The sequence below is a fragment of the Kitasatospora sp. NPDC056800 genome, assembly GCF_042789775.1.
GTDB lineage: Bacteria > Actinomycetota > Actinomycetes > Streptomycetales > Streptomycetaceae > Kitasatospora.
Genome location: NZ_JBHUAL010000171.1, coordinates 1 through 21381, shown reverse-complemented (window position 1 = coordinate 21381; position 21381 = coordinate 1). Strand labels below are relative to the sequence as shown.

Annotated in this window: 21 protein-coding genes; 12 read left to right on the top strand and 9 right to left on the bottom strand. The window is 74.3% G+C overall.

The features are described 5' to 3' along the window. Positions 1-729 precede the first annotated feature (729 nt). Both ACFRQN_RS30115 and ACFRQN_RS30110 read left to right on the top strand, forming a co-directional pair. Positions 730-2790, top strand: a complete 2061-nt coding sequence (locus ACFRQN_RS30115) for a glycosyltransferase family 2 protein (RefSeq protein WP_380743400.1) — start codon at positions 730-732, stop codon at positions 2788-2790. A 142-nt stretch (positions 2791-2932) separates the two neighbouring features. Beyond that, the gene (locus ACFRQN_RS30110; RefSeq protein WP_380743398.1) at positions 2933-4864 is read left to right on the top strand and encodes a galactose oxidase-like domain-containing protein; all 1932 of its coding nucleotides are present in this window, start codon (positions 2933-2935) and stop codon (positions 4862-4864) included. Between the two features lie 58 nt (positions 4865-4922). Here ACFRQN_RS30110 and ACFRQN_RS30105 read toward each other — a convergent pair whose 3' ends face one another. The 4 genes from ACFRQN_RS30105 to ACFRQN_RS30090 all read right to left on the bottom strand — a co-directional run bounded on the left by ACFRQN_RS30105 (position 4923) and on the right by ACFRQN_RS30090 (position 9213). After that, entirely contained in the window at positions 4923-6023 is a 1101-nt protein-coding gene (locus ACFRQN_RS30105) for a glycoside hydrolase family 6 protein (protein WP_380743396.1), read from the bottom strand. Positions 6024-6183: 160 nt separating this feature from the next. Then, entirely contained in the window at positions 6184-6912 is a 729-nt protein-coding gene (locus tag ACFRQN_RS30100; protein ID WP_234348220.1) for a uracil-DNA glycosylase, read from the bottom strand. A gap of 192 nt (positions 6913-7104) precedes the next feature. Then, a complete protein-coding gene (locus ACFRQN_RS30095) occupies positions 7105-7884 on the bottom strand; it encodes an HAD-IIA family hydrolase (RefSeq protein ID WP_049649696.1) in 780 nt (259 codons plus the stop codon). 213 nt (positions 7885-8097) lie between these two features. Further along, a complete protein-coding gene (locus ACFRQN_RS30090; RefSeq protein WP_380743394.1) occupies positions 8098-9213 on the bottom strand; it encodes an oxygenase MpaB family protein in 1116 nt (371 codons plus the stop codon). Positions 9214-9385: 172 nt separating this feature from the next. On the opposite strand from ACFRQN_RS30090, the gene ACFRQN_RS30085 reads away from it, so the two are divergent. Together ACFRQN_RS30085 and ACFRQN_RS30080 are read left to right on the top strand one after the other, a co-directional pair. Continuing rightward, on the top strand, positions 9386-10462 hold the full coding sequence (locus ACFRQN_RS30085; protein WP_380743393.1) for a Gfo/Idh/MocA family oxidoreductase: 1077 nt from the start codon (positions 9386-9388) through the stop codon (positions 10460-10462). Between the two features lie 54 nt (positions 10463-10516). Further along, positions 10517-11116 carry a hypothetical protein gene (locus ACFRQN_RS30080; protein ID WP_380743391.1) on the top strand — a complete coding sequence of 200 codons (600 nt, stop codon included), beginning with the start codon at positions 10517-10519 and terminating at the stop codon, positions 11114-11116. Positions 11117-11155: 39 nt separating this feature from the next. Here the strand turns inward: ACFRQN_RS30080 and ACFRQN_RS30075 are convergent, their stop codons facing one another. Further along, positions 11156-11578 (bottom strand): type II toxin-antitoxin system VapC family toxin, encoded by a 423-nt coding sequence (locus tag ACFRQN_RS30075; RefSeq protein WP_049649700.1) that lies wholly within the window; start codon positions 11576-11578, stop codon positions 11156-11158. Continuing rightward, complete coding sequence (locus tag ACFRQN_RS30070; RefSeq protein ID WP_049649701.1) at positions 11571-11855, bottom strand: type II toxin-antitoxin system Phd/YefM family antitoxin; 285 nt, start codon at positions 11853-11855, stop codon at positions 11571-11573. Before ACFRQN_RS30070 ends, ACFRQN_RS30075 begins: the two co-directional genes overlap by 8 nt. A gap of 229 nt (positions 11856-12084) precedes the next feature. Between ACFRQN_RS30070 and ACFRQN_RS30065 the strand changes: the two genes are divergently transcribed. Together ACFRQN_RS30065 and ACFRQN_RS30060 are read left to right on the top strand one after the other, a co-directional pair. Continuing rightward, complete coding sequence (locus ACFRQN_RS30065; protein ID WP_241853107.1) at positions 12085-12378, top strand: DUF6412 domain-containing protein; 294 nt, start codon at positions 12085-12087, stop codon at positions 12376-12378. Between the two features lie 123 nt (positions 12379-12501). Continuing rightward, a complete protein-coding gene (locus ACFRQN_RS30060) occupies positions 12502-13209 on the top strand; it encodes a YidC/Oxa1 family membrane protein insertase (RefSeq protein ID WP_380743389.1) in 708 nt (235 codons plus the stop codon). Between the two features lie 16 nt (positions 13210-13225). Here the strand turns inward: ACFRQN_RS30060 and ACFRQN_RS30055 are convergent, their stop codons facing one another. Both ACFRQN_RS30055 and ACFRQN_RS30050 read right to left on the bottom strand, forming a co-directional pair. Continuing rightward, on the bottom strand, positions 13226-13909 hold the full coding sequence (locus ACFRQN_RS30055) for an HAD family hydrolase (protein ID WP_074005081.1): 684 nt from the start codon (positions 13907-13909) through the stop codon (positions 13226-13228). 20 nt (positions 13910-13929) lie between these two features. Continuing rightward, positions 13930-14505: an NUDIX hydrolase gene (locus tag ACFRQN_RS30050; RefSeq protein ID WP_074005080.1), complete on the bottom strand. Its 576-nt coding sequence runs from the start codon at positions 14503-14505 to the stop codon at positions 13930-13932. A 310-nt stretch (positions 14506-14815) separates the two neighbouring features. On the opposite strand from ACFRQN_RS30050, the gene ACFRQN_RS30045 reads away from it, so the two are divergent. From ACFRQN_RS30045 to ACFRQN_RS30025, 5 genes are all read left to right on the top strand, one after another. Continuing rightward, positions 14816-15583: a CDP-alcohol phosphatidyltransferase family protein gene (locus ACFRQN_RS30045; protein ID WP_049649706.1), complete on the top strand. Its 768-nt coding sequence runs from the start codon at positions 14816-14818 to the stop codon at positions 15581-15583. Positions 15584-15732: 149 nt separating this feature from the next. After that, positions 15733-16290 carry a hypothetical protein gene (locus tag ACFRQN_RS30040; protein WP_380743387.1) on the top strand — a complete coding sequence of 186 codons (558 nt, stop codon included), beginning with the start codon at positions 15733-15735 and terminating at the stop codon, positions 16288-16290. A 67-nt stretch (positions 16291-16357) separates the two neighbouring features. Beyond that, positions 16358-17071 (top strand): RNA polymerase sigma factor, encoded by a 714-nt coding sequence (locus ACFRQN_RS30035; RefSeq protein WP_380743385.1) that lies wholly within the window; start codon positions 16358-16360, stop codon positions 17069-17071. Beyond that, a complete protein-coding gene (locus ACFRQN_RS30030; RefSeq protein ID WP_380743383.1) occupies positions 17068-17808 on the top strand; it encodes a hypothetical protein in 741 nt (246 codons plus the stop codon). The genes ACFRQN_RS30035 and ACFRQN_RS30030 overlap by 4 nt, the downstream gene beginning before the upstream one ends. Positions 17809-17917: 109 nt before the next feature. Then, a complete protein-coding gene (locus ACFRQN_RS30025) occupies positions 17918-19738 on the top strand; it encodes a hypothetical protein (RefSeq protein WP_380743382.1) in 1821 nt (606 codons plus the stop codon). A gap of 15 nt (positions 19739-19753) precedes the next feature. On the opposite strand, the gene ACFRQN_RS30020 is transcribed toward ACFRQN_RS30025, so the two are convergent. Next, the gene (locus ACFRQN_RS30020; protein WP_049660622.1) at positions 19754-20110 is read right to left on the bottom strand and encodes a helix-turn-helix transcriptional regulator; all 357 of its coding nucleotides are present in this window, start codon (positions 20108-20110) and stop codon (positions 19754-19756) included. Positions 20111-20219: 109 nt separating this feature from the next. Here ACFRQN_RS30020 and ACFRQN_RS30015 point away from each other — a divergent pair, with 109 nt between their 5' ends. Continuing rightward, on the top strand, positions 20220-21350 hold the full coding sequence (locus ACFRQN_RS30015) for a zinc-binding alcohol dehydrogenase family protein (protein WP_380743380.1): 1131 nt from the start codon (positions 20220-20222) through the stop codon (positions 21348-21350). Positions 21351-21381 lie beyond the last annotated feature (31 nt).

Here is a 21381-nt window from a genome sequence, read left to right as displayed (position 1 = left end):
CGAGGTCCAGGCCGCGACCGGCGCGCCCCTGCTGCCCCCGCTCTGACCAGCCCGGCTGACCAGCCCGGCCCCGTACGGACGGCCGGATCGCCCCGAGGGGCGGTCCGGCCGTTCCGCTGCCCCCGCCGGCACACGACAGCGACCCCGCGAACGGCTCCACGGGCAACTCCGCAACAGCCCTCCACCACCACCGAGTTCCATGGACCGCCCGGGCCGGAGCGAATTCACCGCATTAGCACCAACGCCCGCCGGATCGGCCGGAAACCGTGGCATCTTCATGCCTGGGCGACGGCGATCTCCCGGACTGGTTGCGATCACCGTTGCGCTCAGGGAGAGTTGAGGCGGCCAAGGATCCCGACGTACCCGGAGGGGAAGCTGGAAAGTGCATCGGGATCCCGGATTCGAGGCCGCCGTACCGACGCACAACCGAACCGGTCGCACACGCCGAATCTGCCGGACGGCCCGGGAACTGCCCGAGAACCGCAGTTCGCCGGGTCTCGTTCCAGCCGGTTCCGGCTGTTCCCAGCTGTTTCCAGCTGATTCCGGCCGGTTCCACCCTGTTCCACCCGGACGGCTCCGAGTCGAGGCAGACCCACGCAAGAGCCGAGCGAGCCGAGTGAACCGAGCGAGCCGCGCAAGGCGCGAACTCCGGGGGGAGCAGCTATGACCACGCCGCCGTTCTCACGACGCAAGGGCGTCGGAACGGCCCACGGGCGAGGTGCCGGGGAGTTGGACGAGGCCGCCCTGCGCGCCCTTCCCATACCCGAAGCCCCTTACGACTACGGCCACTTCAGCCGTCTCGCGGGCCCGGCGTACGACCCGGACGAGGACGACGACCTCGGCGGCGGCGTCTACTGGCCCGAACCGGTCGCACCACACCCGCCCTCCCACGACGGACCGCACGACCCCACCGCATACAGCCCCGCCCCGTACGGCCCCGCCCCGACAGCCGCCCCGTACGAGCCGCCCCCCGCGGCCCCCTACCGCGTCCGGTACCGCAGCCTGCTGCGCCGCGAGCCGCACCGGATCCGCGCCGCGCTGCTGCTGATGGCCGCCCCCGTGGTGGAGGCGGTGCTGCTGGTCTGGCTGCTGCTGCCGGAGCACTGGCCCGAGCGGCTGGACGAGACGAACTCCCTGGTGCTGCTCGGCGACAAGGTGATGATCGGCATCATCGCCGTCGTCGAGGTGTTCCGGCTGGTCAACGTCGTCTCCAACACCCACGCCACGCTGGTCGCCCGCGACCCGGTCCCGGTGACGCCGGAGCCCGGCACCCGGGTCGCCTTCCTCACCACCTGCGTGCCGGGCAAGGAGCCGCCGGAGATGGTCCGGGCCACGCTGACGGCGGCGCGGGCCGTCCGGCACAACGGACCGTACGACGTCTGGTTGTTGGACGAGGGAAACGATCCTGCAATGCGGGAGCTCTGCGCCGAGCTGGGCGTGCGCCACTTCACCCGCGCCGGCCGGCCGCACTGGAACCGGCCGAAGGGCCGGTTCCGCGCCGGGACCAAGCACGGCAACTACAACGCCTGGCTCCAGGCCCACGGCGACGACTACGAGTTCTGGGTGTCCGTGGACACCGACCACGTTCCGCTGCCGGACTTCTGCGAGCGGATGCTCGGCTACTTCCGCGACCCCGACGTGGCATTCGTGGTCGGCCCCCAGGTGTACGGGAACTACCGCAGCTCGGGATCGGCCGTCACCAAATTCTCCGAGAGCCAGCAGTACCTCTTCCACGCCCTCATCCAACGCGCCGGAAACCGTTACGGCGCGCCCATGTTCGTGGGCACCAACAACGCCGTCAGAATCAGCGCTCTCCAGTCGATCGGCGGGTTGTACGACTCCATCACCGAGGACATGGCGACCGGTCTGGAGTTCCACCGGAGCCGGAACCCGGAGACCGGAGAACGCTGGAAGTCCGTGTACACCCCGGACGTGCTAGCGGTCGGCGAAGGCCCGTCCTCCTGGACCGACTTCTTCTCCCAGCAACTGCGCTGGAGCCGCGGCACCTACGAGACCCTGTTCACCCAGTACTGGCGGGTGCTGTGGCGGCTGTCGCCCGGCCGGCTGCTCAACTACTCGCTGATGGTGGGCTTCTACCCGATGGCGGCGCTCACCTGGCTGCTCGGCGGCCTGTCCAGCGTGCTCTACCTGGGCTTCGGCGCCTCCGGCGTGCACGTCTCCTCGGAGATCTGGATGATGCTCTACAGCGACGCCGCCGCGCTCCAGCTCCTGCTCTACACCTGGAACCGCAAGCACAACGTGAGCCCGCACGAGCCGGCCGGCTCCTCCGGGGTCGCGGGCATGGTGATGTCGGCGCTCTGCGGTCCGGTCTACGCGGCCTCGCTGCTCCAGGCGCTGGTCCGCCGCCGCAGCCGCTTCGTGGTGACGCCCAAGGGCAGTTCGGCCAGCACCGACCGGCTCGGCACCTTCCGCTTCCACCTGTTCTGGACGCTGGTGTTCGGCGGCGCGATCGCCGCCTCCTACGTCACCGGCTACGACCACGTCGCGATGCGCACCTGGGCCTGGATCGCCCTGCTACTCACCCTCCTGCCGGTCCTGATCAGCGCCGGCGACGCCGTACGTCGCCGCCGGACCCGCCCCACCGCCACCCTCACCGTCACCGGCGACCCGACGGCGGCCCCGCAGGTCGTCCTGGAGAAGCGCCGCCCGCGCCACGCCCGCGACCCCCGAGCCGCCCGGACCGCCGGACCGGCGCAGCCCGCACCTCCCGCCCCCCGACCCGGACGAACCTCACCCGACCACGCCGACAGCGGCAGACCCTCCCACTGACCGGCACCCTCCCACTGACCAGCACCGCCGCCTGACCAGCACCACCCACCGACCAGCACCGCCCCGCCGAACAGCACCACCCACCGAACAGAGCCGCCCACCGACCAGAGCCCCCGACCGCCTCCCGAGGGGAGCACCCACCGTGAAGATCCACAAGGCCGGCCGCACCAAGCGCCTCGCCCTCGGCAGCACCGTCGCGCTGACCGTGGCCGGGATGAACGCGCCGGCCGTCCTCGGCTTCGCCTCCCAGCAGTACCACCACTACGTGATCAACCGCCCCGAGTACAAGGCGCAGTACGGCCACTGGCAGACCCTGTCGCTGCCCACCGAGTTCCGGGTCAACGCCGTGCACGCGACCGTGCTGCGCACGGGCAAGGTCCTGATCGTGGCCGGTTCCGGCAACGACGAGAAGCAGTTCAACGCGGGCACCTTCAAGAGCCTGCTCTGGGACCCGGCCCGGAACACCTACAAGCTGGTCCCCACCCCGGCCGACATGTTCTGCGGCGGCCACACCTCGCTGCCGGACGGCCGCGTCCTGGTGGCCGGCGGCACCCAGCGCTACGAGAAGCTGGCCGGCGCCGTGAAGAAGGCCGCCGGCATCATGCGGGTGCGCAACGAGAGCCCGGAGCGCGACCGGACCTTCCCCAAGGGCACCGTCTTCGTCTCCCCGAACGGCCACGAGTACGCCAGTACCGCCGCCGTGACGGTCCCGGCCGCGACCAAGACCGGCTCCGGCAAGCAGACCGTGGTCACCGCCGGCGAGCAGCACGTGTACGTGGAGGCGGTCGGCCCGGGCCAGGACTTCGTCTCCGACTCCCCCGCCCAGTACCGGATCAAGGGCCTGAGCGGCACCGACGCCCACAACCTGTACGGGCAGAGCGAGAAGCTGACCCTGGACAAGCAGGAGTACCAGGGCATCCGCTCCGCCTTCGAGTTCAACCCGGACACCGAGCTGTACGAGCCGGTCACCGACATGGCCCACGCCCGCTGGTACCCGACGCTGACCGGGCTGGGCGACGGCCGGGTGGTCACCGTCTCCGGGCTGGACGACACCGGGGAGATCCTCAGCGGCAACGACAACGAGATCTACGACCCGAGGACCAAGTCCTGGTCCAAGGGCCCCGACCACTACTTCCCGACCTACCCGGCGGTCTTCCTGACCGCCTCCGGCAAGCTCTTCTACTCCGGCTCCAACGGCGGCTACGGCCCCGGCGACAAGGGCCGCGAGCCGGGCGTGTGGGACCTGTCGAGCGGGGCCTTCCAGCCCGTCCCCGGCCTGCGCGACCCCGGCCTCACCGAGACCTCCTCCTCGGTGCTGCTGCCGCCCGCGCAGGCGCAGAAGGTGATGGTGCTCGGCGGCGGCGGTGTCGGCGAGTCGCCGCTGTCCACGGCCCGGACCGACATCGCGGACCTCTCCTCCGCCGCTCCCGCCTTCACCCCGGGCCCGGACCTGCCGGCCGGCGGCACCCGCTACCTCAACAGCGTGATCCTGCCGGACGACACCGTCTTCACCACCGGCGGCTCCAGCGGCTACCGCGGCCGCGGCGACAGCGACCTGCTCAAGGCGCAGGTGTACCACCCGGACACCAACGGCTTCACGACCGCCGCCGAGCCGACCGTCGGCCGCAACTACCACTCCGAGGCGCTGCTGCTGCCGGACGGACGGGTGGCCGTGCTGGGCTCCAACCCGCTCTTCGCGGACAAGGCCGAGACCCAGCCGGGCGGCTTCGAGCAGCGCATCGAGATCTACACCCCGCCGTACCTGTACCACGGCGACCGTCCGGAGGTCGGCGCCGTTCCGCAGGCGGCCCGGCTCGGCGGCACCCTCGCCGTCGGGACGGCGCGCCCGGAGGCGGTGGCCACCGCCAAGCTGATCCGGCCGAGTTCGGTCACCCACGTGACGGACGTCGAGCAGCGCTCGGTGGCCTTGGACGTCGCCGGACGGACGGCGGACGGCGTCTCGCTCACCCTGCCCGGCAATCCCAACCTGCTGCCGCCGGGCTGGTACATGCTGTTCCTGACGGACGCCGCCGGCACCCCGTCGGTCGCCCGCTGGATCCAGATCACCGCCTGAGCCCGCGCACCGTGTGAACCGCACGACGCACAGGGCCCGAGGCCTGGCGCAGGCGGCCTCAGCGCGCCGCCTGCGCCAGCCCGAGCGCGTACGGCAGCCAGAACTCGCCCGCCCGGGGCTCGCCCCGGCCGCAGTCGCCGTCCGACTCCCCCGGGTTCTTGATCCACAGGTAGGCGTCCACCCCGGGCCGGCCGGTCTCGGTGGTCGGCCGCTCGCCGAGCGCGCGCCCGGGCGGGTTGCACCAGGCGGCGCCGCCCAGCGCCCCGTTGCCGCTGCGGCTGGTGTCGATGACGTAGTTCTTCCCGCCGAGGGCCGCGGAGAGCCTGGCGCCGTAGGCCGCGTTCCGTTCGGTGTCGTAGAAGTTGGCGACGTTCACGGCGAAGCCGTCGGCCGCCGCGATGCCCGACTTGCGCAGGGCGGTGGCCATCTCCTCCGGGTCCTGTGCCCAGCCGGGGTTGCCCGCGTCCAGGTAGACCCGCGCGTTGGGGTTCTTCTTCAACTCCTGGACGGCGAAGGCCAGCAGGCCGTACCGCTCGGCGGCCAGGTCGCCCTTGATCCCGCAGGTGTCCAGGGTGTGCGCGACGGCGTCCGGCTCCAGCACCACCCAGGCCCTGCGGTCGCCGAGGGCCTGGGCGACGCCGGTGATCCAGGCCCGGTAGGCGGCCGCGTCGGGGGCGCCGCCGGCCGAGTACTGGCCGCAGTCGCGGTGCGGGATGTCGTACGCGACGAAGACCGCCGTGCGGCCGGCCTCGGCGGCCCGTCGGCTCACCTGCTCGGCGATCGTCTGGGCGCCCTGCTCGCCGAGCCACTGCGAGGAGGGCTGGCCGGCGATCCGCAGCAGCGCGTCGGCCTCCGCCGTCCGGCCCTGGCCGCGCAGCGCGGTCACCTGCTGGGCGGCGTTGGTGCGGTCGGAGACGTAGAAGGCCTGCCCGGGCAGTTGGGCGAAGCCCGCACCGGCACCCGCCCCCGCGCCCGCCCCGGCGGCGGAGGACACGGACCCGGCTCCCGGCTTCCCGCCGTCCGAACCGGTGCAGCCGGACCCGACCGCCAGCACCACCCCGGCCAGCAGCGCCCCGACGGCGCCCCGCAACGTCCCTGTCCGCCCCAGCCCGTGCACGTACCGCCCCTCCCCGGCCCCGGTCCGGCGACCGGTCGGCACCAGCTAAGCACACCCGGCACCGGCCGACGGCCACCGGTGGTGAACGCCAAGTGGCCGTGGGCGGACGGGACATCGAACCCGTCCGAACCACGGCCACCACCGGCTGCCGGCGCCCGCCGACCAGCACCCCGGAACGCCCGCAGGCGCTCCGGGCGGAGGCTCAGGCCTCCTTCAGGTTCGGCACCTGCCAGTCGATCGCCTCGGCGCCGAAGGAGTCCAGCGCGGCGTTGATCTGCGAGAACGGACGGCTGCCGAAGAACAGCTTCGCCGACAGCGGCGACGGGTGCGCGCCCTGCACCACCACGTGCTTGGCGGTGTCGATCAGCGGCAGCTTCTTCTTCGCGTAGTTGCCCCACAGCACGAAGACCACCGGCTCGTCGCGGTCGCTCACCGCCTTGATCACCGCGTCGGTGAACTTCTCCCAGCCCTTCGCCTTGTGCGAGTTGGCCTCGTGCGCGCGGACCGTGAGCACCGCGTTGAGCAGCAGCACGCCCTGCTCGGCCCAGTGCATCAGGTAGCCGTTGTCCGGGGCGGGGACGCCCAGGTCGGCGTCCAGCTCCTTGAAGATGTTGCGCAGCGACGGCGGCGTCTTGGTGCCCGGCAGCACCGAGAAGCTCATGCCGTGGGCCTGGCCGTTGTCGTGGTACGGGTCCTGGCCGAGCACGAGCACCCGGACCTTGTCGTACGGGGTGGCCTCCAGTGCGGCGAACTCCTGGCCGCTCGGCGGGAACACCTCGTGCTCCGCGCGCTGGGCCGCCACGAAGGCCGCCAGCTCGGCGAAGTACGGCTTCTCCGTCTCGGCGCCCAGCACCCCGCGCCAGGACTCGGGCAGTTCCAGCCCGCCGCCCTCGCCGGCCTCGACCACGCCCGCCTCGACCGTGTCCGTCACGACATCTACCTCCCACACCGCGGCTGTTGCGCCGCACGCCCTCTTTCACCCCGAACGCTACACAGCCCCACCGACAACGGCCGCCTCCCCGCGGGCACCAGGCGGCCCCGCACCCCGGACACGGAGCGGCCCCGCCCCGGCGACCTGCCGGAACGGGGCCCACGACGAGAACGCGGGGGGAGAACCCAGCGGCTAGACCAGCTCGACCAGGTCCGCGATCGACTGGACCACGCGGGTCGGCCGGTACGGGAAGCGCTCCACGTCGGAGGCGGAGGTCAGGCCGGTGAGCACCAGGATGGTCTCCATGCCGGCCTCCATGCCCGCGACGATGTCGGTGTCCATCCGGTCGCCGATCATCACCGCCGTCTCGGAGTGGGCGCCGGCGGTGTTCAGCGCCTCGCGCATCATCAGCGGGTTGGGCTTGCCGACGAAGTACGGCTCGACCCCGGTCGCCTTGGTGATCAGGGCCGCGACCGAGCCGGTGGCCGGCAGCACGCCCTCGGTGGAGGGGCCGGTCTCGTCCGGGTTGGTGCAGATGAACCGGGCGCCCTGGTTGATCAGGCGGATCGCCTTGGTGAGCGCCTCGAAGGAGTAGGTGCGGGTCTCGCCGAGCACCACGTAGTCGGGGTTGTTGTCGGTCAGCACGTAACCGGCCTGGTACAGCGCGGTGGTGAGGCCGGCCTCGCCGATCACGTACGCGGTGCCCCCGGGGCGCTGGCCCGCGAGGAACTTGGCCGTCGCCAGGGCGGAGGTCCAGATGCACTCCTCCGGCACCTCCAGGCCCATGCCGGCCAGCCGGGCGCTGAGGTCGCGCGGGGTGTAGATGGAGTTGTTGGTGAGGACCAGGAAGGGCTTGCCGGACTCCCGCAGCTTGCGCAGGAACTCCTCCGCCCCGGGGATCGGCGTGCCCTCGTGGATGAGGACCCCGTCCATGTCGGTCAGCCAGGACTCGATGGGCTTGCGCTCTGCCACGTAGGTGTCTCCTCGGTCTTGCACAGGTCTGAACGTTCTCGCACATGCCCAGACCGGACACCCTCGGCCGGTCGGGCGCCACAGGCTGCCCCAACTCCGACCAGCGTAGTCGCCCGCACCGCCACCGCGCGGCCCCCGTCCGGCCGGTGGCCGCACGCCCCGGGGCCGGTGACCGCACGGGCCGGGCCCGGTGGCCGCACGGTGGCGCCCCGGTCAGGACGACGAGTCGGTCAGGCCGGTCGGGACCTGCCACTCCCGGCGGCGGCCCTTGTTGGTGAGCAGCAGCCCCTCCTTGAAGACCAGCAGCCCCAGTTGGCTCGCCAGTTCGGCGAGCGGCGGCAGGGTGTCGCCCGTCCTGCCGTACCCGAAGTTCGGCAGGGCGGCGGCGCTCAGCCCGAGCTTGGTGAGACTGTCCGCCGGGGGCACCGCGATGACGTCGGCGGACTTGTCGCCGATCAGGCGCCGGATCAGGGTGGGGCCCGCTCCCGACGGGACCGGCAGCACCTCCCGGATGAAGTCCAGGACGCCCTTCGTCAGCACCCGCCCGGCTTCCGAGGGCCGCTGCTGGTGGCGGACGATGGCGTCCTTCAGGGCCGCGCCGTCGCCGAACTTGGCCGGGTTGAGCTGCTCGTCGACGCCCAGGACGTGGCCGACCACCCGCCAGATGTGGAAGTAGGCCTCCCGGTCCTCGGGCAGCAGCTCGACGCCCAGTTCGGCGAGGCCGAGCGGGATCAGCACCGAGAAGCACATCAGCGTGCCGGCCAGGTCCTCCTGGTTGACCGGCACCCCCAGGGCCGCGGCGTCCCAGTCGCCCAGCTGGGAGACGTGGTAGCGCATGGTGGCGTGCAGCAGGCGGACCTTCTGGGCCGACCGGAGCCCGCGGCCGCCCGGCCCCAGGCCGTCGTTGTCGAGGACGTCGACGACGAACTGCGAGGTCTCCATCAGGCGCCGGTACACCCCGGAGGTGAGGCGCTGGGAGCGGACGAGCACCTCGGCGCCGTTGCCGCAGGTGTAGCAGAGCGGGAGCGAGCCGCAGAGCAGGATCGAGGCGATCAGCGGCTGGTAGCGGCCGAGCAGCTCGTGGCCGCGCGCCATCCGCGCCCGGTCCGCCCAGGACGGCAGGACGGCGGACTCCTCGAAGTACGCCCGGAGCCTGGGCGGCAGCCCGGCCGGGACGGCGTCGCTGTTGCGGCCGAAGCCGAGCAGGGTCTGCCGCACCTGGTCCTGCTGTCCGAACTCGTACGTCTCGGCGATGGCGGCGTCCCCGAGCGGGTCGCCGACGGTGCGCATCCGGTCGAGCAGGTCGTCGGTCCAGCCGTTGGCGGCCATGTGATCCTCCGTCGCAGTCCGTGGGGTGATACGTGCACGTATCGCCGCGTACACGTATCACCGCGCTCCGGGCCGCGGCGGCAGCCTCACCCGGACGAGGGCGCGGCGGCGGGCCCGCCGTCCCGTCCGCCGAAACCGGGAGCAACCGGGCGCCTCGTGATTGAGTGGGCGCATGAACCCGCAGACGACTCCCGGTCCGTTCCGCGTCGGCCTGATCGGCTACGGCCTGGCCGGCTCCGCGTTCCACGCGCCGCTGATCGCCACCACGCCGGGGCTGCGGCTGGACGCCGTGGTCACCGCCAACCCCGACCGGCGCGCCCAGCTGGCGCGCGAGCACCCCGGCGCCCGCGCCGTGGACACGCCCGAGCAGCTGCTCGCCGACCCGGACGCGCTGGACCTGGTCGTCATCGCCTCGCCCAACCGCACCCACGCCCCGCTCGCCCGCGCCGCCCTCCGGGCCGGCCTGGCCACCGTGGTGGACAAGCCGCTGGCCGGCACCGCCGCCCAGGCGCTGGAGCTGTGCCGGCTCGCCGAGGAGCAGGGCGTGCTGCTCTCGGTCTTCCACAACCGGCGCTGGGACGGCGACTTCCTCACCGCGAGCCGGCTGGTGCGCGGCGGCGCGCTCGGCCGGGTGCACCGCTTCGAGTCCCGCTTCGAGCGCTTCCGCCCCAAGCCCAAGCCGGGCTGGCGGGAGCTGGCCGACCCGGCCGAGGTCGGCGGCACCCTGTACGACCTGGGCAGCCACCTCGTCGACCAGGCGCTCACCCTGTTCGGGCCGGTCGAGACGGTGTACGCGGAGATCGACGTGCGACGCGACGGCGCGGTGGTGGACGACGACGCCTTCCTCGCCCTCACCCACACCAGCGGCACCCGCTCGCACCTGTGGACCAGCGCCATCACCCCGCTGATCGGCCCCCGGCTGCGGGTGCTCGGCGACACCGCCGGCTACGTCAAGTCCGGCATGGACCCGCAGGAGGCCGACCTGCGGGCGGGCCTGCGCCCGGACGGCACCCGTCCCTGGGGCACCGACCAGCCCGCGCACTACGGCACCCTCGGCACCGACGAGTCGGCGATCCGGCTGCCGACCGACCCGGGCGACTACCCCGCCTTCTACGCGGGCATCGCCGCCGCCCTGACCACCCCGGGCACCCCGCCCCCGGTCGACCCGCGCGACGCGGTGGCCGCCCTGGCCGTCCTGGAGGCCGCCCGCACCTCCGCCGCCACCGGGACGGCGGTCCGCCCGGGCTGACGGCCGTGCGGCCCGCTTTACCCTCCCTTGACCTCGTCTCCTACGATGACCGCCATGAGCAACCGGGGGGAACGGCGGGTCACCGCCGACGAGCGGCGTGAGCGCGAACAGGCGTGGTCCACCGAGCAGAAGAAGCGCGAGAAGGCCTGGTCGGAGGAGTTCGAGCAGCGCCGGAAGGCCCGGGAGGCCAAGGACCGCGAGCTCCAGGAGAGCCTGTCGACCACGAGGGAGCGGACGGCCTGGGCCCGCGGCGAGCGGGACGGGTCGATCGGCTACGTCGACGTGACCGGGCCCGACCGCCGCCCCGTACGGATCGCGGTGGTGTGGCTCGGCCGCCTCGGGGCCACGCACAGGCCCCTGCACGCCTACGACCCCATGCGGCACGTCGGCGGCGAAGCCGGCGGCGAGGGGGTCCTCCTGCTCGTCCCCATCGCCGCCGTCCTGGGGCTGAACTTCGGACTCCGCTGGCTGGTCCTCGCCCTGCTCCGCCGACCGCGCTGGGCCGTCGCCGCCAAGGCGGGCGGCGACCGGGGCAAGCGCGGGGGCAACACCGTCCTGCTGCGCACCCGGAACCGGGCGGAGGCCCTGAAGGCCGCGGCCGCCATGGCCGACCGGGTCGAGCGGGACGGGGCCGCCGCCCTCGGGGCCTCCTGACCGCCACTCCCCGCCCGGCCCACGGGACCCGCCCGGACCTCACACCCCGATGACCTCCACCGCGGAGCCCAGCCCCCGGAAGTCCGCCACGTTGCGGGTGTACAGCGGCAGCCCGTGGGCCGAGGCGACCGCGGCGATCATCAGGTCGATCCGGCGCGGGCGCGGCTGCCGTCCGGCGGCGATGGTGAGGGTGACCAGCGTCCCGTAGCGGGCGGCGGCGGCCGCGTCGAAGGGCAGCGGGTCGAAGTCCGCCATCGCCGCGCCCAGCACCTCCAGCCGGGCGGCCCGGCTGGCCGGGTCGCGGGCCATCGACACGCCCTGCTGCAGTTCGGCGAAGGTGATCGCGGTCAGCTCGGGCACGGCCGGCAGGTCGGAGGGGCTGAGCAGCGCCAGGTCGATGTAGACGCAGGTGTCCAGCACCCCGGCCGGCCGCCGCCGGGGTGCTCTGCGGCGCTCAGCCACGCCGCCGCTCGAACGGGTCGTCGCCGTCGTCGCCCACCAGCTCCTCGGGGCCGAAGTCCTCCTCGGCCTCCTTGCGCATCTGCTGGTAGTCCACGCGCGGCAGCTTCACGTGCCGGGCCACCAGCTCCTCCGCCGTGAGCCGCCGACGCCCGGGCACCGGCCGCAGCTCCGCGACCTCGACCCCGTTCCTGGTGATGTGGAACGTCTCCCCCGCCTCCACCGCGTCCATCACGGCGGCGGAGTTGTTCCGGAACTCCCGCTGGGTAATCGTCTTCACCTCTCCACGGTAGCCCCGTGTAGCCCCGGCGGCTACACCCCGGACGGCCGCTTCTCGCCGCCCCGAGGGCGGGACCTTCGGGTACGAACGGAATCGGGCGGGACCAGGTGGGGGCGCCAGGGGGACACCGTGGGGGACGTCCCCGACACAGGCGGGAACCCGGGGGCTCGTAGGATCGTCCTGCTGGTACGTCAGGAAGCCGATGGGACACCGGGAGGGGGAGCGCGTCGTGGCCGTTGTGGCGATGCTGCTGGGCCTGCTCCGGGTGCTGACCGGGGAGCTGGTGGCCGACAGCGGGACGCTGGCGTCGGTGGCCGCCGTCGCGGCCGTGGCACTGGTGGCCGGGGCGGTCGCCGGGGCGCTGGCCGGGGCGCGACTCCTCGGGGCGCGGGCGTCGGCGGCGGTGCGCAGCGGGGTGCTGCGGCGCCGGGCGTTCGGTACGGCGTTCCTTCCGCAGCGTGATCCGGACGCCCGGGGCAGGCGACGCCCCAGGGCGCCGGGAGCGGCCCCGGCGGCCGCGTAGTTCCGTCCGACGTCCTTCCAGGCGTTCTTCCGATCGTTCCTGCCGGACGTTCTTCCAGGCGTTCCCCGTGGCCGTCCTCCGCCGATCACTCATGTCCTGAGACCCCGGAGGGCTCGCTCCACCATGTCCGTACTCGCTGTTCTCGACCCTGCCGTCGCCGTGGCGCACGCCGTCGTCGCCGCCGTCGCCCACCTGGTGCCGACCGCCTTGGCCATCGTCCTGTTCACCGTCGCCGTCCGCTTGGCGCTGCACCCGCTGGCGCGGGCGGCGGCGCGCGGGGAGAGGGCCAGGGCGCGGCTGGCGCCGAAGGTCGCGGCGTTGCAGAGGAAGCACAGGGACCGCCCGGAGCGGCTGCGGGAGGCGCTGGCCGAGATGTACCGGAAGGAGCAGGTGTCGCCGTTCGCGGGGTGCCTGCCGGTGCTGGTGCAGATCCCGTTCTTCTCGGTGATGTACCGCCTGTTCACCACCCCGAACGACCTGCTGGACCACACCCTGTTCGGGGTGCCGCTGGGTCTGCACGTCACGGGCGCGCAGGGCGCCGGGCAGTGGGCGGTGTTCGGGGTGCTGTTCGCCGGGCTGGCGGCGGTCGGGGTCGTCAACTTCCGCCGGGCCCGGCGCACGGCCGCAGCAGCAGCGGCGACGGCGCAGCCCGCCCGGCAGCCGGGGGCGGGACTGCTGCCGTACCTGTCGTTCGGGTCGGTGCTGTTCGCGGCGCTGGTCCCGGTGGCCGCCGTGCTCTACCTGCTGACGGCCGGCGTCTGGTCGGCCGCCGAGCGGGCCTGGCTGTACCGGGACGGGACGCCGGTGCCGGCGGCCGCGATGATGGGCTGAGGGCCCGGAGGGACCGTCAGAAGTGGCGCAGCAGCTCGGGGAAGGCCCCGAGCCGCAGCGTCGCCTCGTCCGGGCCGAGTTCCGCGTGCTCCAGCACCCAGGTGTGCTCGTGCGGGATGAAGACGGTGCGCAGGCCGGCCCGGCGGGCGGGGGCGATGTCGGACTTGGGCGAGTTGCCGATCATCCAGGTCCGGCCCGGGTCGAGGCCGAGGTCGGCGGTGAGCCGCCGGTAGGTGTCGACCGACTTCTCGGCGACGATGTGGACGCCGCGGAAGTGGTGGTCGATGGTGGACGCCGTCACCTTGCGCTGCTGTTCGCCCTGGTCGCCCTTGGTGAGCAGGAGCAGCTGGTGACGGTCGGCGAGGGCGGCCAGGGTGTCGGCGACGCCGGCGATCAGTTCGACGTCGCGGCTGGTCAGCGGGGTGAGCAGGTCGTCGATCCGGGCCTGCTCGGCGGCCGTGGGGGTGCGGTCGTTGAGCCGCTGGAGGCAGTCGGCGAGGCTCTGCCGGAAGACGGCGGCGCCGTAGCCGAGGGTGGCGGAGTTGACGGCCTCGATCTCGTTCAGCAGGGCCCGGGTGCGCTGCTGCTCCTGCGGGGCGGCGACCCAGTCCAGGAAGCCGTCGATGACCCGCTCGAAGAGGACGTTGTTCTCCCAGAGCGTGTCGTCGGCGTCGAAGATCAGGGTCTGGTCGGTGTGCATCCGGTCGGTCTCCAGGGTGTTCAGGCGGACGGCAGCAGGCGGGCCGCGCGGTCGAGGGTCTCACGGAGGTTGTCCTCGGTGGTCCGCCGCTTGGCCTCCTCGACGGTGAGCCACTCCAGCGGGGACGCCGGGTTCTCCGGCCGGGCCTGCTCCGGGGTGGCGGTGGCCAGCAGGAAGCGCAGGTCGGCGTGCTCGTGGGCGGGTTCGGCGGGCGAGGCGGGGACGGGCACCACGGCGAGGTGGACGAGGGCGGGGCCGGGCCAGGGGGCGAGGTCGGTCAGGCCGGTCTCCTCCAGACCCTCGCGCAGGGCGATGTCCAGCGGCCGGGTCTCGCCCGGGTCGCCGTGGCCGCCGACGTGCAGCCAGGCCTGCTGGCGGACGTGCCAGCGCAGCAGGACGCGGCGGGTGGGCGGGTGGACGATCAGCGCGGAGGCGGTGAAGTGCAGCGGGAAGGTGCCCCTGTTCCAGGCGTCGGCGACGCCGAGGAGGCGGCGGGCGCGCTCGTGGTCGGCGGTCTCCACCGGGCCGCGCGGACGGTGGTCGGCCAGCAGTCGGGCCGGGTCGGGGCTCTGGGACGGGCCGCCCGTGGTCACCATGGGTCTGCGCTCCTCGTTCCGCTCCGGGACCGCGGACCGCGTCAACCGGCGTGCGGGGGCGGGCAGTCGGGCCCGGGCTTCGGGTTCCGGCGAACCCGCGCAGCCTAGCCCGGGGGTGCTCGGGCGGCCCACCGGTTTTCGCCGCGGGCGCTCCGGCGGACGTCCGCGACGCTCGCGCGCGACGTGAGCACCGGACGTTCCGACGACGGACACCTCCCGTACCTCCGGCGGCATGCCACCTGGTCCGGGCGTTCCCCCGGAGGCCGTAGCCTGTGGTGATCGTTTTCGGGACAGGTGGAGGGATGTCGTCATGGTGGCTGCTCCGGCGCTCGCCGAGCTGCGCGAGGTGTGCCAGCCGCAGGCCAAGCTTCAGAGCCGCAACGGCGAGCACTGGGCGGGTCGGATGTACATGCGGCGGATCTCGCTGCGGACCACCCGGCAGCTGGTGCGCACCTCGGTGTCGCCGAACACCCTCACCTGGGTGATGGTGGTGTGCGGGGTCGGCGGCGGCGCGGCCCTGCTGATCCCGGGCCCGGTAGGTGCGGTGCTGGCCGTCGTGCTGTTCCAGCTGTTCCTGCTGTTCGACTGCGTGGACGGCGAAGTGGCGCGCTGGAAGCGCCAGTTCAGCATGGCCGGGGTGTACGTGGACCGGCTCGGCGCCTATCTGGCGGACGCCGCGCTGATGATCGGCGCGGGTGTCCGGGCGGCGCGCGGCGGGTCGGAGCTGTGGGTGTCGGCGGGTCTGGCGGCCGCGCTGGGCGTGGTGCTGCTCAAGGCCTCGACGGACCTGGTGGACGTGGCCCGCGCCCGCAGCGGGCAGCTGCCGGCGACCGAGGAGTCGACGCAGCCGCGTTCCCAGGGCATCGCGACGGCCCGCAAGGTCGCCTCGCTGTTCAAGATCCACCGGGTGACGAACGGCATCGAGGCCTCGCTGGTGCTGCTGGCGGCGGCCGCGGTGGACGCCGGGCTCGGGAACCTGGACGCCACCCGGTGGACGCTCGCGGGCATCACGGTGATCACCTGGGGCATGGTGGTCGCGCACCTGGCGTCGATCCTGTCCTCCTCGCGGCTGCGCTGATCCGGACGGCGCCCCGGCCGCCGGGTGACGGGGCGAGGCGCCCTGCTCCCGGGGGCCGAGGCGCCCCTCCCCCGCCCGGGGGAGCCCCCGGCGCCGGGCCCGCCGCCGGGGGGACGCGGCGGGCCGGGGCCGCGCGGAAGGGTGGGGGCATGACGACGCCCCGGCCCGCTGCCGCCGCCTCCACCGCCGTTCCCGCCCCGCCCCGCTGGGCCGTGCGCGCCGCCCACCTCGCCGCCGTCACCGCGCTGCCGGCCGGGCTGTGGCGGCTCGGGCTGGTGGCGGGCTGGCACGGCGGGTACACGGAGGCGGGCTACCGGGCGATGGGCCTCACCGGGTGGGGCGCGGTGTGGCCGGTCTTCCTGAGCCTGTTCACCGAGGCGCTGGCGCTGCTCACGATCGGGCTGGTCCGCCCGTGGGGCACGGTGCCGCCGCGCTGGGTGCCGTTCTTCGGCGGCCGCCCGGTCCGCCCGCGTGCGGTGGTGCTCGCGGCCTCGCTCGGCGCCGTCGGCCTGGCCCTGCTGTGGACGCCGTTCGTCGGCTGGTGGGCCCTGCCGGGTACGGGCATGACCCCGCTCGGCCACACTCTGGTCGGCTTCCTCTACCTGCCGACCGTCGCCTGGGCGCCGCTGCTGGCGGCCGTCACCGTGTCGTACCACCGCCGCCACCGGGCGCCGTCGGCGGCGATGACGCTCCCGCGGACGGCCTGAAGCACAGCCGGGCAGGCGTGTGACGCGGATCACGGCAGCGCCCGGGGCCCGCCGGACAGGACCGGGTGTGGAGCAATCGATACGGGCGCGGATCCGCGCCGGGGACGCCGAGGCGTTCGGGCAGGTCTTCGAGGATCACGCCCGGGCGGTCTACCGGCACGCCGTACGGATGACCGGGGACCGGACCGTCGCCGAGGACGTGGTCTCGCTGACCTTCCTGGAGGCCTGGCGGCTGCGCGCCCGGATCGCCCCCGAGCGGGAGGACGGCGCGGAGAGCCTGGCGCCGTGGCTGCTGGGCATCGCCGGGAACGTCATCCGCAACACCCGCCGGGCGGCCCGCCGGCACCAGAAGGCGATGGCCAAGCTGCCGCCGCGGGAGGTGGTGCCGGACTTCTCCGGCGAGCTGGCGGGCCGGATCGCCGACGCCGAGGAACTGGCCGCCGCGAAGGCCGCGTTGGAGCGGCTGCGGCCGGCCGAGCGGGAGGTCTTCGCACTGTACGTGTGGGAGGGGCTGGACCACGCGGCCGTCGCCGAGGCGCTCGGCCGCCCGGTGGGTACGGTCCGCTCCCGGCTCTCGCGCGCCCGCGCCCGGCTGCGGGAGCTGACCGAGCGGGAGCTGGCCGCGGCGCGTTCGGCGCGGGCGGAGCAGCGGGGCGCGCCGCCGGCGGGCCACCAGGCCGGCCACCGGGCGGCGGAGACCGCGCAACGCCCGGGCAGCACCGGACAGGTACCAGGTGACCGCACTCCCGCGGTCCGGCCGACCAAGGAGACGATCCGATGAGCGCCACCCCCCGACACCGGTCCGAACAGGCCGATCGGGAGGAGCTGGCCCGGCTGCTGCCGGCCCCGGCCGCTCCGGTCCTCCCCCGGAGCCGCCACCTCCTGCTCAAGGAGCACCTGTTGGACAGCATCACCGACCCGGACGGCACCCCCGACACCCCCCGGCGCACCGCCCGTCGACGCGGCCTGCTCCTGGGCGCCGCCCTCCCGCTGGGGCTGGCCGCCGCGCTGGCCGGGGTCCTGCTCACCACCGGCACCGACGGCTCCGCCCCCGGCGGCGACGACAGCGGACGGTCGCTGGGCAGCAGCAGCGGTGTCGCGTACACCCTGGAGAGCGAGGAGGAGGTGGTCCGGCTGACCATCCTCGAGGACTACAAGCCGGTGGACGTGGACCAGTTGCAGCGCGACATCGGCCGGTTCGGGATCCGCGCCCGGGTCTACCCCGGCGAGCCGGGCTGCAAGGCCCGCGAGCCGAAGCAGCCCTCCCACGTGGACCTCACCGCCGGGTGGGACATCGAGCACGGGCCCGGGGAGCCGCTCGTGCTGACCGTCCACCCCCGTCGGCTCCCGGCGGGCACGGAGATCTTCATCTACCTGCCGCTGGCCAGGACTTCGCCGGCCAACAGCTCCCGCGAGATGCAGGCCGGACTGATGAAGTCCCCGGGCCCCTCCTGCATGCCGGCCAAGGAGTACGTCAACCCGCTGGCGAGCCTGTACCCGACCCCGCCGGCGAAATGACCCGGCCCGGCCCGTAGGCGCCCGCCCCCTTCCGTGGAACCAGTCGGACTACATATGCAGTCCAACGACATATACAGTCGTCCGACAGTCGACAGAAGGGGGCGCGCCCATGCCACCCCGCACCACGACCCGGCCGAACCCGACCCGGCCCGACCCGACTCCGCTCGCCACCGGCCGAAGCACCGCCCGAACCGCCGTGCGTGCCACCACCGCCACCGTCCGCGCCGCCGTCGTCCGGACCGCCGCCACCCGGCCCGCCGTCGTGCTGCTCGTCGGCTACCTGGCCGAGCTGCTGTTCCGTCTCGTCCTCGTCCGGTCCATGGACTTCCCGTCCGTCCACCCCGACGAGGACTCCTACCTCGCCGAGGCCCGGGTGCTGGCCGGCGGCTCGGCGACCGAGATCCCGGTCGGCGTGGTCATCCCCGGCGGCTACCCCCTGCTGATCTCCCCCGCGCTGCGCCTGGCCGACGACCCGACGACCGCCTACCACCTGGTCATGGGCGTCAACGCCGCCGTCAACGCCCTGGTCTTCCCGCTCGCCCACGTCGCGCTGCGCCGCCTCGGCCTGGACCGCCGCCTCTCGTACGCCTTCGCCGCCGCGACCGCGCTGCTGCCGCCGGTGGTCTTCTACTCGCAGTTCGTGCTGACCGACGCCGTCCTGCCCGTCCTGGTGCTCGCCTGGCTGCTCTGCCTGCACGGCTGGCTCGCCGACGGCCCGCCGCGGCGCCGCACCTGGCACGCCGTCGGGGCGGGGGCGTCGGCCGGCTACGCGATGGCGGTGCACGACCGCGGCGGCGTGGTGGTGGCGCTGACCGCCGCCGTCCTCCTCGGCGTCCTGCTGCTGCGCCGGGCGCCGTGGCGCGCCACGGCGGCCGGGCTCGCGGCGCTCGGCCTCGGCGTGCTCGGCGCCGAGCTGCTGTCGGCCTGGCTGCACGCGCGGTTCACCGTCCCGGACAGCGACGTCGGCGGCTCGCTCTGGAAGGGCCTGACCGATCCGGGCGCCGCCGTGCAGACCCTCGCCCGGGCGGCCGGTCAGATCTGGTACTTCACCGTCTCCACCTGGGGTGTCGGCGGGCTCGCCGTCGTCGCCTGCCTGTGCGCGGTGTTCGACCGCCGCCGGCCGCCCGCCCTGCGGACCACCGGCGGCGTGCTGGTGGCCCTGCTGCTCGGCACGGCCGTGGCCTCCGCCGCCGCCCTGCCGCTGGACGGCCGGGTCGACGACTGGGTGTACGCCCGGTACACCTCCTACCTCGTCCCGTCGGCCTTCGTCGCGGGCGTCGCGGTGCTCGCGCGGTACGGTCGCCGCGCGCTGGTCCGGACGGCGGCGGTCGCGGCCGGGCTCGTCCTGCTGCTCGCCGGGGTCGTGGCGCTGGCGGCTGGCGAGCGGCTGCACACGTCGATGTTCATCCCCTGGACCCTGCCCGACGTCTCCTTCCTGGCCGCGGACTGGGGCCGGATCGACCTGCCCCGCACCTGCGCCGCCGTGCTGGTCCTGCTCGGTGCGGCGGTCCTGGTCCGCCACGCCGGGGGCCGCCGGGTGCTCGGGGCGCTCGGCGTCTCGCTGGCGCTGTTCGCCGCCTTCGCCACCACGACGATCACCGCACAGGTCGCTCGGCCGCACGCGGAGGGCCGCGAGGGCCTGGCGACCGGCTTCACCCGCGCCGCCGGGATCACGGCGGACGACAACGTGGTGTTCGCCTGGGACGTCGACTGGTCGCTGCGCGCCGCCCAGACCTTCGAGGTCTACCGGGGGCGGGTCTGGTCCCGCGACCCCCGCTGGCAGCCCGTCCCGGCGGAGGCGAACGTGATGGTCCTCCCGCTGCCCGGGGAGGGGAGGCCGCCGGAGGCGTACTGGCCGGGCCACCCCGCCGACTGGTACGTCGAGCGCTTCGACGCCCGGCAGAACTGGGCGGTCTGGCACCGGCGTTGAGCGCCCCGGTGTCGCCTAACCCGCCGTACCGGCGTGGGCGACGGCGGCGGCGGCGTGGGCGGCGAGGACGGTGTCGAGCAGCCCGGGGAAGCGCTGCTCCAGGTCGACGGTGCGCAGGGCGGAGAAGCGCCGGTTGGCCTCCTCGCGCTGGACGATCAGGCCGGACTCGCGCAGCACCTTGAAGTGGTGGCTCAGGGTGGAGGGCGCGACGTCCACCGGGAAGGTGCCGCAGGCCCGTTCGGGCTCGGTGCGCAGAACGCGGACGATGGTCATCCGGGTGGGGTCGGAGAGCGCGTGCAGGACGTCGAAGAGGTCGATCTCCTCGGCCGCGGGGTGGGCGAGCGCCGGTCGTCGGCGGGTGCTGCGGGGCATGGGTCGACCTCCCTGATCTGCGATGTTCGACATCCATGGAAATGGCGTGGTACCACTGTCCCGCGCCAATTTCGTCGTTCGTCGAACATCGTAGTCGAGGGGGCCCGACATGCGTGCGCTGGTGATGACCGCACCCGGTGGAGCGGAGAACTCGCAGGTCCGGGAGGTCCCGGTGCCGCACCCCGGACCGGGCCAGGTGGCGGTCGACGTCGCCCACGCCGGACTGAACTTCGTGGACGTGATGACCCGCCGCGGCGACGCCGCGTACGCCGCCGAGTGGCCGTACCGGCCCGGCAAGGAGGTGTCCGGTACGGTCCGCGAGCTCGGCGCCGGGGTCACCGGCCTGGCGGTGGGCGACCGGGTGGTCGCCGCGCCGGTCGGCGCCGGGCTGGCCGAGGTGGTAGTCGCGGAGGCCGCGCTCACCGTGCCGCTCCCGGACGGGGTGGCGCTGCGCGAGGCCGCCGCCGTCCCGCTGGGCCTGGCCACCTCGGTGCTGCTGCTGACCGACGCGGGCCGCTTCACCGCCGGGGACACCGTCCTGGTCCACTCGGCGGGCGGCGGGATCGGCAACGCCGTCGCCCGGCTCGTCCCGCTGCTCGGCGGCGGCCGGCTGATCGGCACGGTCGGCCGGCCGGAGAAGGCCGCGGCGGCGCTCGCCTCCGGCTACGACCACGTCTTCGCCCGCGGCGCGGCCGACGGACCGGGCGCCGACGGACCGGGCGCCGACGGACCGGGCGCCGACGGACCTGGCGCCGACGGACCGGGCGCCGACGGACCTGGCGCCGACGGACCTGGCGCCGACGGAAGCGGTAGCGGCGAAAGCGGCAGCGGCGGCGGACCGGCCGAGGCGATCCGCGCCGCCACCGGCGGCCGGGGCGTCGACCTGGTGCTCGACCCGCTGGGCACCGCCGCCCTCGACCTCGACCTCGCCGTGGCGGCGCCCGGCGCGCGGATCGTGCTGTTCGGCAACGCGGCCGGCGGCGCCGTCGCCGACCTGCCCCCGCTCGGCCGCCTGATGGCGGGCAACCTGACCGTCACCGGCTTCAGCCACCGCGGCCTGGCCGCCACCGCCCCCGAGCGGCTGGCCCGCGCCGTCCGCCGGGTCCTCGGTCTCCTCGCCGACGGCGGCCTGGTCCTGCCGGTCACCGAACTGCCCGGCCTCGACGCCGTCCCGGCCGCCCACGACGCCATGCAGGAGGGCCGGGCGACCGGCAAGTACGTGGTGCGCGTCGGCGGTTGAGCCCCTCGCACCTGCGGGTACGGCAACGCGC

What these genes read in the sequence shown, in the direction of transcription:
- ACFRQN_RS30040 (WP_380743387.1), top strand. Translation starts at nt 15,733, where the DNA reads ATGACGACGCCCCGGCCCGCTGCCGCCGCCTCCACCGCCGTTCCCGCC.
- ACFRQN_RS30025 (WP_380743382.1), top strand. Translation starts at nt 17,918, where the DNA reads ATGCCACCCCGCACCACGACCCGGCCGAACCCGACCCGGCCCGACCCG.
- ACFRQN_RS30030 (WP_380743383.1), top strand. Translation starts at nt 17,068, where the DNA reads ATGAGCGCCACCCCCCGACACCGGTCCGAACAGGCCGATCGGGAGGAG.
- ACFRQN_RS30045 (WP_049649706.1), top strand. Translation starts at nt 14,816, where the DNA reads ATGGTGGCTGCTCCGGCGCTCGCCGAGCTGCGCGAGGTGTGCCAGCCG.
- ACFRQN_RS30055 (WP_074005081.1), bottom strand. Translation starts at nt 13,909, where the DNA reads ATGCACACCGACCAGACCCTGATCTTCGACGCCGACGACACGCTCTGG.
- ACFRQN_RS30060 (WP_380743389.1), top strand. Translation starts at nt 12,502, where the DNA reads ATGTCCGTACTCGCTGTTCTCGACCCTGCCGTCGCCGTGGCGCACGCC.
- ACFRQN_RS30080 (WP_380743391.1), top strand. Translation starts at nt 10,517, where the DNA reads ATGAGCAACCGGGGGGAACGGCGGGTCACCGCCGACGAGCGGCGTGAG.
- ACFRQN_RS30020 (WP_049660622.1), bottom strand. Translation starts at nt 20,110, where the DNA reads ATGCCCCGCAGCACCCGCCGACGACCGGCGCTCGCCCACCCCGCGGCC.
- ACFRQN_RS30085 (WP_380743393.1), top strand. Translation starts at nt 9,386, where the DNA reads ATGAACCCGCAGACGACTCCCGGTCCGTTCCGCGTCGGCCTGATCGGC.
- ACFRQN_RS30015 (WP_380743380.1), top strand. Translation starts at nt 20,220, where the DNA reads ATGCGTGCGCTGGTGATGACCGCACCCGGTGGAGCGGAGAACTCGCAG.
- ACFRQN_RS30050 (WP_074005080.1), bottom strand. Translation starts at nt 14,505, where the DNA reads ATGGTGACCACGGGCGGCCCGTCCCAGAGCCCCGACCCGGCCCGACTG.
- ACFRQN_RS30090 (WP_380743394.1), bottom strand. Translation starts at nt 9,213, where the DNA reads ATGGCCGCCAACGGCTGGACCGACGACCTGCTCGACCGGATGCGCACC.